Raw genomic sequence first — 17,737 nt, 5'->3', positions numbered from 1 at the left:
TCACTAATGCCTAATAAAAACTCTTTCTACCCTAAATTATCTCCACTTCTTCACAGCTTTCTTGTCAGCCGGAGTCGCTTCAATCAAGCTCAATGCAAAACCACCGCTACGCGCTTCCTTCACGGACATTTTGGTCTTGCTGGTTACGATACCCTTCTTTATCTGATAAGAAGTAGGGTTCTCCTTGTAATCAGCATCTTTACCGTCGGCATAGAGAGTGGCTACGTATTGCTTGCCCGGTTCAAGGAAGTCGAGCGTAAAGTTGGCTGTACGTGCATTCTCGTCTGTAATACCTCCAACAAACCAGTTGCCGGTTCCTTTTGCCTTACGGGCCACGGTAATGTAATCACCCGGTTCTGCTTCAATGTACTTGCTGTCGTCCCAGTCTACTGCCACATCCTTGATGAATTGGAAAGCATCCATGTGCTTTTCGTAGTTCTCAACCAAGTCGGCAGCCATCTGCAACGGGCTGTATAAAGTTACATACAGAGCGAGTTGCTTAGCAAGTGTAGTCTGCACTTGTCCGTGGGGCAAATCGCCCATAAAGTCAAGTTTGGTATCGAAGATACCCGGTGTATAATCCATCGGACCGCCAATCAAGCGGTTGAATGGAAGCAATGTGGTATGGAACGGTTTGCTACCGCCGAATGCCTCATATTCAGTTCCTCGTGCAGATTCGTTGCCAATCAAGTTAGGATAAGTACGGCACAAACCGGTAGGGCGTACAGCTTCGTGCGCATTTACACAAATTTTGTAGTCGGCTGCCTTCTTCACGGCATAGAGGTAGTGGTTGTTCAGCCATTGCCCATAATGATGTTCACCACGGGGAATCATATTACCTACATATCCGCTCTTCACGGCATTGTAGCCATTATCCACCATAAACTGATAGGCCTTGTCCATGTGACGTTCGTAGTTGCGCACCGAACCGGATGTCTCATGATGCATCATCAGCTTCACGCCTTTGCTCTTGGCATATTCATTCAGCATCTTCACGTCGAAATCGGGATAAGGGGTCACAAAATCGAATACATAATCCTTGGATTTGCCAAACCAGTCTTCCCAGCCTTCATTCCAGCCTTCTACCAATACTTGGTCCAGACCGTGCTCGGCTGCGAAGTCGATGTACTTTTTTACATTTTCGTTAGTGGCACCGTGACGGCCATTGGGCTTCATTTTGGAGTAGTCCACTTCACCCAGTTTGATGGAGGGAAGGTCGTCTGTATATGCCCAGGTGCTCTTACCTGCAATCATTTCCCACCATACACCTACGTATTTCACGGGCTTAATCCAGGAAACGTCCTCGTAAGCACAAGGTTCGTTCAAGTTCAGCGTGATTTTAGAGGCAAGGATGTCACGAGCATCGTCGCTTACGATAACCGTACGCCACGGTGACGTGCAGGGAGCTTGCAGATAACCTTTATCGCCTACTGCATCGGGAGTAAGCCAAGATTCAAAAACAAAATTCTTATCATCCAGATTCAAGTGCATGCAAGAGTAATCCACCAAAGCAGCCTCGTGCAAGTTGATGTACAAACCATCAGCAGTCTTCATCTGCAAAGAAGTCTGAACACCGGTGGGCGAAAACGGGGTTTGTGAAGAGTTAGGCGTAATGGCCCCTTTCATCAACCCGCGAATTTCAGAAAGTTTGGATTCTGTGTAATCATATTCCTGCGTATCGTAGTCGCCCGGAATCCAGAAGGCTGTATGGTCGCCAGTCATGGCAAACTGAGTACGCTCCTCCTTAATCACGAAATAGTTCAAGTTCTTCTGCAAAGGGAACTCATAACGGAAGCCCATACCATCGTCGAACAAACGGAAGCGGATAATGATGTTCCTATCCTGCGCCTTTTGGTTGAGCGTCACAGCCAGCTCATTATAGTGGTTACGGATTTGCTTTACTTCACCCCATACCGGTTCCCAAGTCTCGTCGAAAGTGGAAGTCTTTGCATCCTCCATCGTGAAGCCATTCATCAGACCGGGGTCGTTCTTCAGTTCGAGTCCTAATTTGGAAGGGTTAATCACCGGCTTTCCTTTATAAGAAAGTTCGTAAACGGGTTCGCCTTGCGCATTTACCGAAAAATTCAATTGAAGTTGTCCGTTGGGAGAGGTAATACTCTCTGCCATTGCTACACCGCTCACCAACAAAACGAGCAGGAAGCAGGCTAATTTTGTACAGATTGCTTTCATGTTTCTCATGCTATATTTATAAAATTATGTTCCAGATGCAAATATAGGCAGGAAAGAAATACACTCTGACGCAATTAAACTAAAATGATAGATGATTTGTCGGCAAACGTTTGCATGAAAACCAACTTCCCTTGAACAATATCCTGCCTACAAACAAAATAGAAGGAGAAGTATCGCTACGAAAACTTCGCCCTCCATATTTTTACAACTTTAATCGTGCACTGGAATTATCCCAAAGGATTTTCACCTTGGTCCCCGTCATTGCCTCCCGAAGGATTGGAGTTATCCCCTCCACCATTGCTACTTCCATCCGTATAGTCCGTATCGGGAACCACCATCTTGGTGACGCTCATATTGCCCAACATTTGACTAAAAGCTTTCCCCGGAAAAAACAGAATACGTTTACGGACAATGTTACTGGCCGAAACGCCAGCCTCCGTATCAGCACTCTTCCCTACAAAAGAAGGGCGGAACAATCCGAAATCACCTAAACGAACAGTCTTTCCATCGTCTATTTCTTCCGACATGATGTCCACCAGTCCTGCAGCCACTAAGTCCACCGTCTTTCTGTGAATACCAAGAATACGGCTCACTTTGGCACACAACTTATCAAAATCCAATTCACCCGCTCCTACGGATTTAGCTACATACTTTACATTTTTGTCCTTGTCAAAACCAAAGATTCTCTTTGCCACTACATACTGAAGTCCCATAATTTTTAATGTTTTAGAAAGTTAATATAATAATGTAATAAATAGGCCGAAGCCTTTTCCTCTCTTTCAAGAAGTGGAGATCCATCGTGAGGCCTCAACGATAAACTTTCATTCTCTTGAATTCGATGTTGCAAAGTTAGGGTGTGAATGACGGGAATACAAGGAAATGACATCTACAACCAATTTCGTTAAAACTCTAAAAAACAACAAATTAAGAACAACCCTTCTCTACAAGTGAAGAAAGAAAGGCAGGAAGAGAATGAGAAGGAATGGATACAATCTCTACAGCCAATGAAAATAAATCGCTGATTATCAAGACAAGGTTCTAGAGAGGTCTCTACAATATGGCATTTGAACGGTTAAGACCTCAATTTCAAGAGTGGCTCAAGTTTCACAAGTTATTACCGTATCCAAAAATACAGACAAACCAGTCATCCTTCCAAAGCCCCTTCTACTCGTTTACTAAAATCTCCCGGACATTTTACTAAATCTCCGGCAACGATTTACTAAATCTTCCTCCAAGATTTAGTAAATCGCTTCTGCCCCATCACGAACTATCCGGAACCAAGATTGGCAATCACTCATATCAAATATCAAAATTATATACATCCCACCAATAACTACTTCCCCCAGTACAGAATCGCTTTATGAAATTTCGGGCTATGATTTACTGAAATTCCTTTGTCTTCACTACCTTTGCAGCCCAAACCAACCCCAGACAACCTATGACTAGATTACTGATAGCTATATTCCTTGGCGGCGGTACCGGCAGCGTACTGCGCTACTGCGTGCAGATGATGCTCCACGAGCGCATAGTCCCCTACTCTTTCCCATGGGCTACATTCACAGTCAATATCCTCGGAAGTTTCCTCATCGGGCTATTCTATACCTTATCCGCCCGTTTCAACCTTTCTACTGAGGTACGGCTGTTGCTGACTACCGGTCTGTGCGGAGGATTCACCACCTTCTCCACTTTCAGCAATGACGGACTGATTCTGATAAAGCAAGAATTCTACGGAATGTTTGCCTTATATACCTTATTAAGTATCACATTAGGAGTCCTGGCAGCCTTCGCCGGCGGCGCCTTCGGACGCTGTATATAACCCAAACACCCCTATGAAACCCAGCAAGCCTTTTGTCATGCCTCCCGTACGCATCATCCCTCCTACCTTAGAGGGACAAAGTGAAAGTTCCAAATCATTGGAAGAATGGCTGAATACGGAAGAAACTGTCAGAGACCTTCACTTCGGTAAACGGACAGAGGAACACATGGAGTATTCCTACAAAAGCATCACCAACTGTACTTTCAGTCATATCCAATTCAGCGCCTGCAAACTGAAATCCTGCCATTTCACTGATGTACGTTTTGAACATTGCGACCTTTCCAACATCTCATTTGCCGAAAGTTCTCTGTTCAGAGTGGAATTCATATCCTGCAAACTGGTGGGAACCAATCTGCCGGAAACAATATTGAACCATCTGACAATGAAGGACTGCAATGCCAGATACCTCAATCTTTCCATGAGTAAAATCAATCAAGCCCGCTTCACCTCTTGTGACTTGCGCAACAGCGACGTCAACGACTGCAAACTTGCCTCCATCGCCTTTGAAAACTGTGAGCTGGTAGAATCCGAGTTTTCACACACCCCTCTAAGAGGAATCGACTTGAGCGACTCGCACATAGGAGGTATACGCCTCAACCTGCCCGACATACGGGGAGCCATCGTCAATACTTCCCAAGCCATGGAGTTGACTGCTCTTTTAGGCATTACAATAAAGGATTAAAAACGAAAAACAATTCCTTGTTTTCATTTGTTAGTAAGATAGTTTATAATTAAAATTGACTGAATATGAAAATAGAGAAGATTATCGGACGTGAAATCCTCGATTCAAGAGGTAACCCAACTGTAGAAGTAGACGTAACCTTGGAATCCGGCTTCATAGGCCGTGCATCTGTCCCGTCAGGAGCATCCACGGGAGAACACGAAGCATTGGAACTGCGTGACGGTGACAAAAAACGTTACGGAGGCAAAGGTGTCCTGAAAGCCGTGGACAATATCAATAATATCATTGCTCCCAAGCTCATCGGTATGTCCGCCCTCGACCAGATGGGTATCGACCATGCCATGCTTGCACTGGACGGAACCAAAACGAAAGCCAATCTGGGTGCCAATGCCATCCTCGGCGTATCTCTTGCTGTAGCCAAGGCTGCCGCCGCTTACCTTGACATCCCACTCTACCGATATATCGGTGGTACAAATACCTATGTGATGCCTGTACCGATGATGAACATCATCAACGGCGGTTCGCATAGTGACGCTCCCATTGCTTTCCAGGAATTCATGATACGCCCCGTAGGTGCCACTTCCTTCCGCGAAGGTTTGCGTATGGGTGCCGAAGTGTTCCACGCACTGAAGAAAGTCCTAAAAGACCGTGGCCTCAGCACAGCAGTAGGCGATGAAGGAGGTTTTGCTCCTAATCTAGAGGGTACAGAAGATGCCTTGAACTCCATCATTGCCGCCATCAAGGCTGCCGGATACGAACCGGGCAAAGACGTAATGATTGCCATGGACTGCGCTTCTTCCGAGTTCTACCATGACGGCATCTACGATTACACCAAATTCGAAGGTGAAAAAGGCAAGAAACGTACTGCCGACGAACAGATTGACTATCTGGAAGAGTTAATCAACAAGTATCCCATCGACTCTATCGAAGACGGCATGAGCGAGAACGACTGGGACGGCTGGAAAAAACTGACCGACCGTATCGGCAACCGTTGCCAGTTGGTAGGAGACGATTTGTTCGTCACCAATGTAGACTTCCTTGCAATGGGCATCGAAAAAGGCTGTGCCAACTCCATATTGATTAAAGTAAACCAGATAGGTTCGCTGACCGAAACACTGAATGCCATCGAAATGGCACACCGCCACGGATATACTACCGTAACTTCCCATCGTTCCGGTGAAACGGAAGATGCGACTATCGCAGACATAGCCGTAGCTACCAACAGCGGACAAATCAAGACCGGTTCGCTGAGCCGCTCAGACCGTATGGCAAAGTACAACCAACTGCTTCGCATCGAAGAAGAACTGGGAAGCAATGCGGTGTATGGATATAAGAAAGTTATAAGTAATAAGTGATGAGTTATTTGCCGGAAGGCGGGGCTTATAAAGAAGAAAGCAGAAGGGGCGAACCGTCACGGTCCGCCCCTTCTCTTTTTAACCTTAAATCAACAATCAATCTACTACCTTAAAGAAAACTTCTTCTCCACTTTGGCTATCCGGTGCCACCCAAAGAGCAAAGTCTCCGGCTTCCACCGTCTTCACCATATCTATATTCCAGAAAGCAAGTTCACTTATCGGAAGTTCAAACGATACATTTTTCTTCTCACCCGGCTTCAATGTGACGCGAGCAAAACGTTTCAGCTCTTTCACCGGACGGGTCACCGAAGCAAACTTGTCCTGCACGTAAAGCTGGGCTACCTCGGTACCTTCATACTTTCCGGTATTCTCAAGGTCGAAAGTCACAGTCAGCACATCTTCCTTCTTCAGATTGGCAGACGAGAGTTTCACATTATCATATTTGAACGTCGTATACGACAGACCGTAGCCAAACGGATACAGCGGATCGAAACCTGCATCCATATAGAAAGAAGTACATCCCAACGAAGTCTGCCCCGCTTCCAACGGAATGTCATTCAGCAAAACCTCATTCCGCGTAGCCGGACGTCCGGAACTGTTATGAGCATAATAAACCGGTATCTGTCCTACCATCTTCGGGAAAGTCACCGGAGTCTTGCCACTTGGCACAGCCTTACCCCACAGCAAGTCGGCCAATGCCGGTCCTCCCATGGTTCCGGGATGGAACGAATAAAGTACAGCTGACGAGAGTTCGACTTCCTTTCCTATGGTCAACGGACGCCCTGCCATTACGACAGTAACCACCGGTTTTCCTGTTTTCGCCAAAGCGGCAATCAGTTCGCTTTGCGCACCTTGCAGGTTCAGGTCGGCCAGGCAATGCGCCTCTCCTGAAAGAATAGCCTCTTCGCCTACAAACGCCAAAATAACATCAGCACGTGCAGCGGCAGCAGCGGCTTTGGCAACACCTGCCATATTCTTGTCACGGCTATAAGTCAGACCCGGCTCGTATATCACCTGCACTTTGTCCCCCACCAGTTCCTTGATAGCCTTCAACGGTGTCACGGTTTTTGTCTTGTCACCATCAAATATCCAGGTACCCAATTGGTCATAAGGTGCATTTGCCATCGGACCTACCACAGCAACCGTCTTTACCGAAGATTGCAAAGGCAATGTCTCCTTTTCGTTCTTCAACAAGATGGCCGATTCCACAGCAGCTTGCTTGGCAGCCTCCAGATGAGAAGGAGCATAAAGTTCCTCTATCCGTTTCTCATCCACATAAGGATTATCAAACAGTCCCAACCGGAATTTGATACGCAGAATATTCCGCACGGCATCGTCTATAGCAGACTTCTTGACCTTACCTTCTTTTATCAATTCCGGCAATTCCTTGACAAACGTATAGCTGACCATCTCCATATCCACACCAGCATTCACCGCCTTCATTGCTGCCTCTTTAGAATCGGCAGCAAAGCCATGTGCCATCATTTCGGCTACCGAAGCCCAGTCTGACACTACTATTCCATCAAATCCCCATTCACCACGAAGCACATCTTTCAAAATAAAAGTGTTTCCGGTAGACGGTGCTCCGTCATTGTCATTGAACGAAGTCATGAAAGTGGCTGCCCCTGCCTTGGCCACAGCTTCAAAAGGAGGAAGGTATACATCCCTCAAACGACGCTCCGGAATGAAAGTGGAATTATAATCACGCCCGCCCTCGGCAGCACCATAACCTACAAAATGTTTAGGACATGCGGCTATGGAAGTCGGACTGTTCAGCGAATCTCCCTGGAAACCTTCGACCATAGCAACACCCATCACCGAAGTCAAATAAGTATCTTCGCCACATCCTTCGGCCATACGCCCCCAACGGGGATCGCGAGCCACATCTATCATCGGTGCAAATGTCCAGCGGATACCCACAGCAGAAGCCTCCACAGCCGCTACCCGTGCACCATCCTTAGCCACCTGCGGGTTGAAAGATGCCGCTTGTCCCAAGGGAATAGGGAATATGGTCTTGAAACCGTGGATCACATCACGCGCCATCAGCAAGGGGATGCCCAAGCGGGACTCCTCCATTGCCACACGCTGCAAGGCATTGACACGCACCGGATCTACTTCATTCAAGATAGACCCGACTTCACCTTTCTTTATCAATCCGCTCATATCCTCTATGTTGCCATAAGAAGAAATCTGGTTCATCTGCCCAATTTTTTCCTCCAATGTCATACTGGACAACAGCGTTTCTATTTTCTGCTCGATGACTGCATCATTTTTTATATCCTGCACTTGAGTACAAGATATAAAAGGAAGCAGCAACAAACAAGCAGAGAGCATTTTCATTGTTTTCATCTTTAATCTATTACTTGAAATGGAATATTTGCTGTGGAGACAAAGCCCGTATTATCAAGTACATATACGTACAAACGATATTCTCCGGGAACTTTAATTGCAGTCTCATACACATTTTTATCTGACATAGCCACCTCACCGACTCTTTCCGGACGCGGTTCATAAGAACCTCCAAAGCCCAGCACTGTAGCTTCTTTAAGCACTTCCCAAACATAAGTCAGAGAATCATTTTCCTTGTCTATGGCCGCAACCTCTGCTTTCAATGAAGCACCTGCCTTGATGCGGACATTATCAATAGCACTCTTCCCATTGACAGTCATCATACCCAGAATTACCGGAGCCGTTTCATCCAGTTCCTTACCAGTCCACACTCTTTGCATAGCCTCTACCATAGGAGTCTTTTCTCCTTTCAGAGGCAGCATATCCACCGTGTCTTCTACAAACATACTGAACCAGGTAGGCGTACGTTCTTCTTTTTGTCCCCACAAGAATACAAAAGAGCCCAAGCAACGGGGATTGGCAGAAATATATTGCGTATAACGCTCTTCGTATACCTGCCGTTTTTCTTCACTGGTCTGCTCTATGGGTGCCTTCCACTCGGTTGACGCTGTTTCCCACCAACCGGTCGGTCCCCACTCGGTAATCATAAATGCACCCTTGTAGTCCGACCGGTCAACAACAGCCTGCACCTCTCCCATCGGACCATATACATTGATGCCCACATAATCGAGAGACGGAGCATACTTTGCCACAGAGTCCAATGCCGACGGATTGTAGGAAATCACTGTCGAAACCAGATGACGCTTGTCTATCGACTTAATCAGCTGTGCCAGTTCTTCCACAAAATTCCATGCGGCAGCTATATTAGCATTTCCCAACTCAATTTCATTGCCAATACCCCAAGCCAGCAAACTCGTATCATTCTTGAACGTTTCTGCCAACAAGCGGACTTCTTCGCGCATCTTGTTCTTATATTCATCATCGTAATAGCGTATAGAGTCTTTGGTCATGCCTATTCCCTGCATTACGTACATGTTGTGCTCCGAAGCCAATGCCAGGTTTTTCTTTATCTCCTCCACATTACCTCCCCAGGTTCTGAAGGCATTGGCACCACTCTGGGCGGCAATGTCCAACCGATATGTGCCGCCTACGCCTTTAATATAGGTTTCTCTTCCGTCAATGGAAAGTTTATAACCGTCTGCCGCTTTCTCTATTACAATGCCGTCTAAAGAAGAAGGAGAACAGGCAGACAACAAAACTAAACAGATAAAAATAAATATTTTTTCTTTTTTCATTATCAATTGTCCTAAAGCATAAGGTATTTATGTTATAAATAAAAAACATTCAGCCTTCATATTTAAATTTTATTTAAATATGAAGGCTCTATTTTTTCTGAAACACGCGTACATAGTCCACCTTCATCGTTACAGGAAGAGCAGACTCATCCACACCGTTCATTCCACCCCAATCACCGCCCCAAGCCAGATTCAGAATGGGATAGAAAGCATAATGGAAAGGCCATTGATTATGACCAGCTCCCAATTGTTGCTTGGTAACAGCCAACTGTACCTTGCCATCCACGTATGTAGTGATGGCATCTTCTGTCCACTCTAAAGCATAGAGATGAAATTCTCCTTCTGCCTGTTCTATAGTCATGGCATGTGTTTTCTGCGTACCTATAGTATGATTATAATCTTGCGTATGGATAGACGAAGAGACTTCGTTGGGTACGACTCCCACTTCCTCCATAATGTCTATTTCACCACACATGGGCCATGGGTTAGTATTCCAGTCATTACCAACTGGCATCATCCAAAAAGCCGGCCACGTCCCCTTGCCTTCAGGCAACATGATACGTGCTTCAAAATAGCCATATTCCCAACCAGTATTCACTTTAGCATACACACGACCAGAGTAAATTTTACCATCGGAGCCTTTGAAACAATTAATATTCAACTTACCGTCCACAAGTTCTGTCACACGCTTTCCGTCAGCAGAACCATTGACGTAATTTTGAAGTTCATTATTTACCCACCCTGCTCCTTGAACCTCGTGTGTCCAATCATTGCCAAGAGATGTGCCCTCATTAAATTCATCATGCCAAACCAACCGATACCCCTCAGGAGTATTGATATCCAGATCTTCAGCCGATTCTTGAATAACTGTTACCGTTACTTTCTCTGCACCAGCCACAACCTCAACTGTACCCGTACGGGAAATCTTTGCATCATTAGCTAAAGTGGTCACAACAATTTCCCCACTATTTTTTTCTGCGCTAATCCAACTATCATTGGATTTCACATTCCATTCGCCAGAAGCAATAACAGATAAGACAAAAGATTCTCCTATAGAATTAGAATACAACTCAGTCTGTGACACTGATAAAGGAGCCGCTTGCGTAAGAGGAATAGATACACGAGTAGCACCAGATTTAACCACCACCGTACCAGTACGAGAAGTAGTACCCGTATGAGCACTGACTATAACTGTCGCTGTGCCTTGGCTAGAAGAAGAACCCATTACATTTACTTTGACCCATGAACTGCAATCATCAGAGGCAAAAGCTGTCCACTCTTTACCAGAACAAACCACATTCACCACATATTGGCTAGCTTGTGCAACAGCCTCTATCTTTTCAGGAGAACATTTAATGGTAACATCCTCGGATTGCGGTTCCTTGTCATCGCTACTGCCACAAGCAATCAACGAAAACAAAAGAATAGATAATAGACAATAGTATTTCATATATATATATATTTTACAACATAAGTAGAGAAAAAGGGAAAGGATGAAACTCCAGCAATTGCCAAGATAACCCACATCCTTCCCCCTTTTTATTATTCACTGCTTTTAGCAGACCAATATTCTATCTAATACTAGCCATCAATCTCTATGAGTCTGGAAAATAATATCTTTAATAGTCACTTTTGTGTCAGCAGGATTTCCACCAAAATCCAAGACTAAAGATATAGCATGCATATCTTTAGGCGCCTTTTTATTTGCAACCCAAAATTTATTATCTTCATTACCCAACAAATCCGTCTGTTCTGCAAAGAAGAAGTTATCATCATGTTTGACATCAGGTTCATCAGTCTGAACCAGTTTTACTGTTACCCCCTTCAAATCAGTACTAGGATTTAGAGTGACACAGAAATCATAGGCAGTTTCTGTATCGGCTGACAAATCTGTAACAAACGAGAACTGGTTCTGCCATTGTGCTTCAGTAGCATCAGGGAAAGTGAGTGTATAAGCATTTCCATCCACCACTAAATCTGGATTAGGTCTAGCACTCCAATCCGGGTTTGCATAGAAGAAAGTATTGGTAAAGGTTGCCCCGTTCCAAAGATTGTCTTCACTATCCACCTTCACCCAAGAAGGTTCAGGCTCTTGTACTTCAGGAATTTCCGTACCGTCATCATTAGCATGGTCTTTCAAGACAAAGCTTTCCAAAGTAATATCCGTATTAGCTTCATTACCACCAAAATCAAGTGCAAACTTCAAATCGGTAATATTCACACCGGGTACGTTACTGAACCATATACACTTAGGCTCATTAGCATCTAAAGCCACACGCTGCATATTGATAAACGTATTGTCATCACCTTTCTGCTGTACTTTAACCGTCACGCCCGGATGTTTGGTAGTAGAAGTGATTATCACCGAAAAATCATAGGTTTTATCCACTGACAAAGCAATTACCTTATCCAATTCCACATGCATCTGAGCTTGCCACTGATCGGTAGTAGCTTCCGGTAAGGAAACAACAAATGCACCATTCTGATAAGTATATTTTGGATCTGCAATCTGCCCCCATCCTGGAGCATAGTAGAAAGATGCCACATTGAAAGTTACTCCCTTAAACATGTTAAATTCACTATCTTCCACAAAACCACCAAAACCGTTCATAATAGTCTTCTCTATTTCAAAGGTTTTGGTTATCGAACCATCACTAATGCCATTTGCGTTCTTTACTTTACATTCTACTGTATATGAACCTTTTTTACGATAATATTTGGAAAAACCATATGAGGCTTGATAAGCGCCGTCAATTATCCAAATAGGAGACACTCCAGGAGCAGAAGTAAATTCAAAGTTTGCATAATTGGTTGTCTGATCTACAGTAACTTTAAAGTTATCAGTATAATCCGATGCTTGTGGGATATTGCCATTGGCTCCCGTAAAATCTTCAGGCGAACATGAAGTCATTGCAAAACCAGCAACCAACACGCCTGCCATATATTTAAATATATTTTTCATATCAATTATTTATTAATGGAGTTATGGTAAACTATTTATAAGCATTCTGAACCAAAGCCGGATCGGAATCCAACTCTCCTTGTGCAATAGGAATGTATTTCTTCTTGGCAGTCCAAGAATTAGTACGGTAACCATATTCATCGGGGACCAGTGCAGTAGTAGCCTTATTGCTGGCTGATGCTCCACTGATTCCTTCAGCACGTACCAAATCAAAATAACGCTTGCCTTCACCTACAAATTCCAAACGACGTTCTGTAAGTACATCGTCAACCGTAACGTTTGCAAGTCCAGCCAAACCGGCACGGGTGCGAACTTCGTTCAACCATGTCTTAGCCTCACCTGTACCACTTCCACCTGTACGAAGAGAAAGTTCTGCAGCATTTAGTAATGTCTCAGCATAACGATAATAACGATAATTGTTATTATAGTTCAAATTCTGGTCACCGGAAGACTGCTTGAAGTTCTTATCATACGGACGATATTTTTGTAACCAAATATGAGTATCTTGATAACGTTTCGTATATTCTACATCTTCGGCAATCACCCAGCAAGTTGCATCACGACGTTTGTCTTGTTCACTAAACATTTGATAAGTTTCAAGACGCATGGGCATAAATCCCCAGCCATCATTACCCTTTGACCAACCATCATCACCTGGGAAAGAGTTAGGAGAAATCAGAGTAGGAAGCACTGTACCACCAACAGCTAACGGACTTCCCCAGCCACGTTCGTTATTAGTTTGCTCATAATTAATTTCCCAGATAGATTCGTCACACCATTCACCTTCCGTTTCCCAGATGTTGGCAAAACTAGGATTCAATCTAAAGCTAGGACTATCAATAAGCTCCTTCATATAACCTAAAGCTTTTGAGAAACGACTTTCATCATTCTGATACATTACCATTTCAGCATATACCATATAAGCCATAGCTTGAGTGACACGTCCCAACTGACCTTCGTCGTCAACTTCTTTACCTTCTTTGATTGTTTTATAATATTTCAAAGGTAACACCTTAGAGTCAATTACAGCTTCAAGTTCTGCGATCAACTCAGCATAAACCTGATCGGCAGTATATTGCGGAGCCGTATAAGGAGGTTCGGAAAGATTCTCCAAATAGAAAGGTACATTACCAAAATAATGCCACAACATATTATAATAGAAAACACGTAGTAAACGGGCTTGCATCTCATAGAGTTTACGATTGGCCTCAGTAACATCAGTACCCCAATCAAGATATTTCAGTAAGTCATTACAACGTTTGATACCAGAATAGTCCACTGTCCAAAGAGAGCCAAGTGTATTATTTTCATTAGCCTCATAATTAAACAACATATGCCAATTCTGCATATCGGTCTTGGTTGCACCACCTACCCAAAAATTATCGCCCATAATTTCACCGTCAATATTCAAGGCATTGTACTGTCCCAATCCCCAATCTGGCCAATGGAGAGGGTCATAGGCGGCAATCAGAGCTTCCTGAATATGCTCATCCGTAGTATAATAATCTTCCAATGGTTCACCTGTCGGATTTTCCACCTCAAGAAAACTGTCACTGCAACCGGTAGTCAACACTGTAGCGGCAGCAAGTAAGCCTATTGCTAATATTTTATTTGTTTTCATATAGTTCTTATTTTTAGATTAGAAAGAAACATTTACACCTACTGTATATGTGCGAGCCTGCGGATAAATACCACGGTCAACACCAAGAGAAGTTGCACCTGAAGAAATTTCAGGATCAAATCCCCAATATTTGGTCCAAGTCACAAGATTTTCAGCTTGCACATACACACGCAGACGTTCAATAGTAAGTTTGCGAGTAAGAGTCTTAGGCAATGTATATCCCAAAGTAATATTCTTAAGACGAAGATATGAACCATCACAAACATAAAGATCAGATACCATCCAGTTCGTTGCATTACCGACAGCCAGACGAGGATACTTATTAGAAGTACCTTCACCAGTCCAACGTCCCAACATCCAAGAAGGATAGTTACCAGAAGCAACATCTGTACGATAAGTGCCATCAAACACATCAGCACCAGCTACACCTTGGAAGAAAATATTAAAATCAAAGCCTTTCCAATCAGCATTAAGATTCAAACCATAAGTCCAATCCGGAGTACCATTACCAATGTTAGTACGGTCATCTGCCGAGATGCTACCATCACCATTTACATCCACAAAACGTGTATCACCAGGAACCGCATCCGGCATAATCATTTTACCATCTTTATTGACATAAGCACGAACTTCATCCATATTCTGGAAAACACCGTCAGTCTTGTAACCATAGAAATAGGGGAAAGGTTGTCCGTTAGAACCGCGTGTACCACCACCAGAGAATCCTTGAATACCATCTAAATCCATATAGCCAGTATCATTTCCCAAATTCTTCAATTCATTTTTAAGATAAGTAGCATTTCCCTTTACTGCAAATTTAGCATCAGCAATATTCCATTTATAGCCAAGTTCAAACTCAAAACCACTATTTTCCATATCACCTACGTTACCAAGAGGTTTAGTTTCACCTACATAACTCGGGATAGGCATCGTAATAATCATGCCATTGGTTTTCTTTATGTAATAGTCAGCACTGAATGTTAAAGCATTATTAAAGAATCCCAAATCAATACCTAAGTCAGTTTGCTCACTCTCTTCCCATTTCAAATCAGGATTTGCCAAACGTTGTGCTTTAGAACCGTTCCATTTGATGGCATCTTTACCCAAAAGGACATTGTTACCCATGGCCGTCAATGAAGTATAACCAAATTCGGCTATGTTATCATTACCATTCTTACCCCAACTGGCACGAACCTTTAAGTTAGACAACCATTCTCGCGTATCAGCCATAAACTCTTCATTTGTCACATTCCATCCCACAGATACTGAAGGGAACGTACCATATTTATTATTAATACCAAAACGACTTGAACCATCACGACGGATTGTAGCCTGAATCATATAGCGTTCATTATAGTTATAACTCAAACGAGCAAACATAGACGACATTCTATGTTCTGTATAAGGACCTCCATAAACGCCATACTGAACTGTAGCACCAGTAATATTACCATCTGCATCCTTTGTATATTCAACATTCCCTGTAGCATAATCAATAGAAGGTTTATTAGGATTCACCAGATTCCAACGGTTACCACCAAGTTGATCTCCCTTATATTTAAGAGCAGACTGTCCTAATACAACACCAAATGTATGTTTGCCGATAGTTTTGTCATAAGTTAATGTGTTTTCAATCTGCCATGTCACATTCTGTGCCTTGAATGAAGATGCATTAGTATGTGTTGCCTTATTATTAGCTGAGAGATAATACTTGCTCTTAGTAGCCCCTTCATTACCCCAAAATCCCATATCAGCACTATAATTGAAGTGATACTTCAAATTATCCCACAATTGAAGATCAATAGAAAACTTTGGAACAAACTTATGCGACCAATTCTTTGTAGGAGTCAATGTCATCATAGCCAGCGGATTATTCATTTCCTGATAAGCTCCTCCATAGCCAGGTACTGTATAAGGATCACCATTTGCATCACGAGGCAAATCAAAATCTTTATAAGTTTCAATCATCTTTTCAGCTGCATCACCAGTCAATGTAGGGGTCAAAATAGGAGACAGATAAAGAGCCGATCCCAAAATTGAACCGAATTCAGAGTTAGTACCAACACCTGTTGAATGCGTACGCATATAAGCCAAATTTACACCTAAATCCAATTTATTAAGGAAACCGCGTTCTTTAGATGCATCAATTAGATTATATTGAGTATTGGAACGAATAGTCAAACGGTCATAATTAGAATGTCCGTGATTACCACCAACAATACCATCTTGTGAATAATACCCCAAAGACAAATAATAATTTACTTTTTCCGATGCACCACTAACTGTCACATCATGATTCACTACCGGAGCATTGTCATAGAAAACAAGATCTTGCCAATCAGTGCCAAATCCTTTGATAGAATTTCCATTAGCATCAATCAAATTATAAGGATCTGCATAAATTGGAGCCTGACCACCATTCACATTGGCTTCATTCTGAAGGATAGCATAGTCTGTCGCACTAGTCACATCACGTCTCTTCCATGCACTCTGCCAGCCATAAGAAAAATTGTAATTAATTTGTGCCTTACCCATCTTACCTTTTTTGGTAGTTACTAGAATAACGCCATTAGCAGCACGCGCACCATAGATAGCACCAGAAGCAGCATCTTTCAACACTTCGATAGACTCGATATCATTAGGATTTACAAAATCAAGACCACCCCCAATAGGCATACCGTCTACAATGTAGAGCGGATCACTATTGTTGATAGTACCAATACCACGTACACGTACACGAGGAGAATCACCCGGCTGACCAGAAGCTGAAGTTACATCCACACCTGCAGCCAAACCTTTCAATGCATTATCCATACGCACCGGAGATTTGTTTTCCAAATCCTCACTACTAACTTTGGCAATAGATGCTGTTACCACACTTTTTTTCTGAACACCATACCCCACCACTACTACTTCGTCCAGCGTTTCTGAATCTTCCTGAAGAACTATTTTCAAGGAATTTTTTCCATTTACCGCTACTTCTTGCGACTTAAAACCAATATAGGTAATAGAAAGTGTTGCGTCGGCAGGAACCGACAATGTAAAATTACCGTCCAAATCAGTAATTCCACCATTGGTAGTTCCTTTAACTACCACATTTACTCCAGGCAACGGTTCATTATCCGAACCGCTTACCACTGTACCTTTTACCTGTATATTTTGGGCATATACAGAAGCCAAGGTAAAGCTTAACAGAAATAAAACTGATAATAACTTTTTCATAAGTTTTACTAAATTAAGATTAACGTTTCTCGGTTTTGTTCTCAATCGAACAGTGCAAACATAGAGTAAAATGCAATAAAACAAATAAAAAACAATCATTCTTAAATACGTCAAATCTGAAATTCAAATACGTTATCAATACGTCATCAGCAAATAACTTACTAATAATCAATAATTAATATATACTTTTAAGTATTACGTCACAACATGTTATATAACACAAAAGGGAGAAATTTAACATTCCT

At 43.1% G+C, this 17,737-nt stretch carries 11 protein-coding genes; 3 read left to right on the top strand and 8 right to left on the bottom strand.

From position 1 onward, the window contains the following. Positions 1-36: 36 nt before the first annotated feature. Together DW800_RS09405 and DW800_RS09400 are read right to left on the bottom strand one after the other, a co-directional pair. The gene (locus DW800_RS09405) at positions 37-2,199 is read right to left on the bottom strand and encodes a glycoside hydrolase family 97 protein (protein ID WP_057088054.1); all 2,163 of its coding nucleotides are present in this window, start codon (positions 2,197-2,199) and stop codon (positions 37-39) included. A 218-nt stretch (positions 2,200-2,417) separates the two neighbouring features. Beyond that, positions 2,418-2,903: a DsbA family protein gene (locus DW800_RS09400; protein WP_005835937.1), complete on the bottom strand. Its 486-nt coding sequence runs from the start codon at positions 2,901-2,903 to the stop codon at positions 2,418-2,420. A gap of 725 nt (positions 2,904-3,628) precedes the next feature. On the opposite strand from DW800_RS09400, the gene crcB reads away from it, so the two are divergent. The 3 genes from crcB to eno all read left to right on the top strand — a co-directional run bounded on the left by crcB (position 3,629) and on the right by eno (position 6,043). Further along, positions 3,629-4,006, top strand: a complete 378-nt coding sequence (gene crcB, locus DW800_RS09395) for a fluoride efflux transporter CrcB (protein WP_005826820.1) — start codon at positions 3,629-3,631, stop codon at positions 4,004-4,006. A gap of 13 nt (positions 4,007-4,019) precedes the next feature. Then, positions 4,020-4,688 (top strand): pentapeptide repeat-containing protein, encoded by a 669-nt coding sequence (locus tag DW800_RS09390; protein WP_016273353.1) that lies wholly within the window; start codon positions 4,020-4,022, stop codon positions 4,686-4,688. Positions 4,689-4,753: 65 nt separating this feature from the next. Then, positions 4,754-6,043, top strand: coding sequence for a phosphopyruvate hydratase (eno, locus tag DW800_RS09385; protein WP_022402052.1), 1,290 nt, complete (start codon positions 4,754-4,756; stop codon positions 6,041-6,043). A gap of 96 nt (positions 6,044-6,139) precedes the next feature. Here the strand turns inward: eno and DW800_RS09380 are convergent, their stop codons facing one another. The 6 genes from DW800_RS09380 to DW800_RS09355 form a co-directional block, all read right to left on the bottom strand. Continuing rightward, positions 6,140-8,392, bottom strand: coding sequence for a glycoside hydrolase family 3 N-terminal domain-containing protein (locus tag DW800_RS09380; protein ID WP_035449412.1), 2,253 nt, complete (start codon positions 8,390-8,392; stop codon positions 6,140-6,142). A 2-nt stretch (positions 8,393-8,394) separates the two neighbouring features. After that, a complete protein-coding gene (locus tag DW800_RS09375; protein ID WP_035449413.1) occupies positions 8,395-9,687 on the bottom strand; it encodes a glycoside hydrolase family 2 TIM barrel-domain containing protein in 1,293 nt (430 codons plus the stop codon). An 88-nt stretch (positions 9,688-9,775) separates the two neighbouring features. Beyond that, on the bottom strand, positions 9,776-11,137 hold the full coding sequence (locus DW800_RS09370; RefSeq protein WP_005826833.1) for a family 16 glycosylhydrolase: 1,362 nt from the start codon (positions 11,135-11,137) through the stop codon (positions 9,776-9,778). A 138-nt stretch (positions 11,138-11,275) separates the two neighbouring features. Further along, positions 11,276-12,649 (bottom strand): hypothetical protein, encoded by a 1,374-nt coding sequence (locus DW800_RS09365; RefSeq protein ID WP_005826835.1) that lies wholly within the window; start codon positions 12,647-12,649, stop codon positions 11,276-11,278. A 31-nt stretch (positions 12,650-12,680) separates the two neighbouring features. Beyond that, positions 12,681-14,270, bottom strand: a complete 1,590-nt coding sequence (locus tag DW800_RS09360; RefSeq protein ID WP_005826837.1) for a RagB/SusD family nutrient uptake outer membrane protein — start codon at positions 14,268-14,270, stop codon at positions 12,681-12,683. Positions 14,271-14,288: 18 nt separating this feature from the next. After that, positions 14,289-17,492: a SusC/RagA family TonB-linked outer membrane protein gene (locus tag DW800_RS09355; RefSeq protein WP_005826839.1), complete on the bottom strand. Its 3,204-nt coding sequence runs from the start codon at positions 17,490-17,492 to the stop codon at positions 14,289-14,291. Positions 17,493-17,737 lie beyond the last annotated feature (245 nt).

It is taken from the genome of Bacteroides sp. AM32-11AC (assembly GCF_003603515.1).
Lineage (GTDB): Bacteria > Bacteroidota > Bacteroidia > Bacteroidales > Bacteroidaceae > Bacteroides > Bacteroides uniformis.
The sequence above is the reverse complement of the archived record's forward strand: the minus strand, read 5'-3'. Positions and strand labels throughout refer to the sequence as shown.

Excerpts from the sequence above, each read along its gene's own strand:
- DW800_RS09405 (WP_057088054.1), bottom strand. The coding sequence starts at position 2,199 with ATGAGAAACATGAAAGCAATCTGTACAAAATTAGCCTGCTTCCTGCTC.
- DW800_RS09400 (WP_005835937.1), bottom strand. The coding sequence starts at position 2,903 with ATGGGACTTCAGTATGTAGTGGCAAAGAGAATCTTTGGTTTTGACAAG.
- crcB (WP_005826820.1), top strand. The coding sequence starts at position 3,629 with ATGACTAGATTACTGATAGCTATATTCCTTGGCGGCGGTACCGGCAGC.
- DW800_RS09390 (WP_016273353.1), top strand. The coding sequence starts at position 4,020 with ATGAAACCCAGCAAGCCTTTTGTCATGCCTCCCGTACGCATCATCCCT.
- eno (WP_022402052.1), top strand. The coding sequence starts at position 4,754 with ATGAAAATAGAGAAGATTATCGGACGTGAAATCCTCGATTCAAGAGGT.
- DW800_RS09380 (WP_035449412.1), bottom strand. The coding sequence starts at position 8,392 with ATGAAAACAATGAAAATGCTCTCTGCTTGTTTGTTGCTGCTTCCTTTT.
- DW800_RS09375 (WP_035449413.1), bottom strand. The coding sequence starts at position 9,687 with ATGAAAAAAGAAAAAATATTTATTTTTATCTGTTTAGTTTTGTTGTCT.
- DW800_RS09370 (WP_005826833.1), bottom strand. The coding sequence starts at position 11,137 with ATGAAATACTATTGTCTATTATCTATTCTTTTGTTTTCGTTGATTGCT.
- DW800_RS09365 (WP_005826835.1), bottom strand. The coding sequence starts at position 12,649 with ATGAAAAATATATTTAAATATATGGCAGGCGTGTTGGTTGCTGGTTTT.
- DW800_RS09360 (WP_005826837.1), bottom strand. The coding sequence starts at position 14,270 with ATGAAAACAAATAAAATATTAGCAATAGGCTTACTTGCTGCCGCTACA.
- DW800_RS09355 (WP_005826839.1), bottom strand. The coding sequence starts at position 17,492 with ATGAAAAAGTTATTATCAGTTTTATTTCTGTTAAGCTTTACCTTGGCT.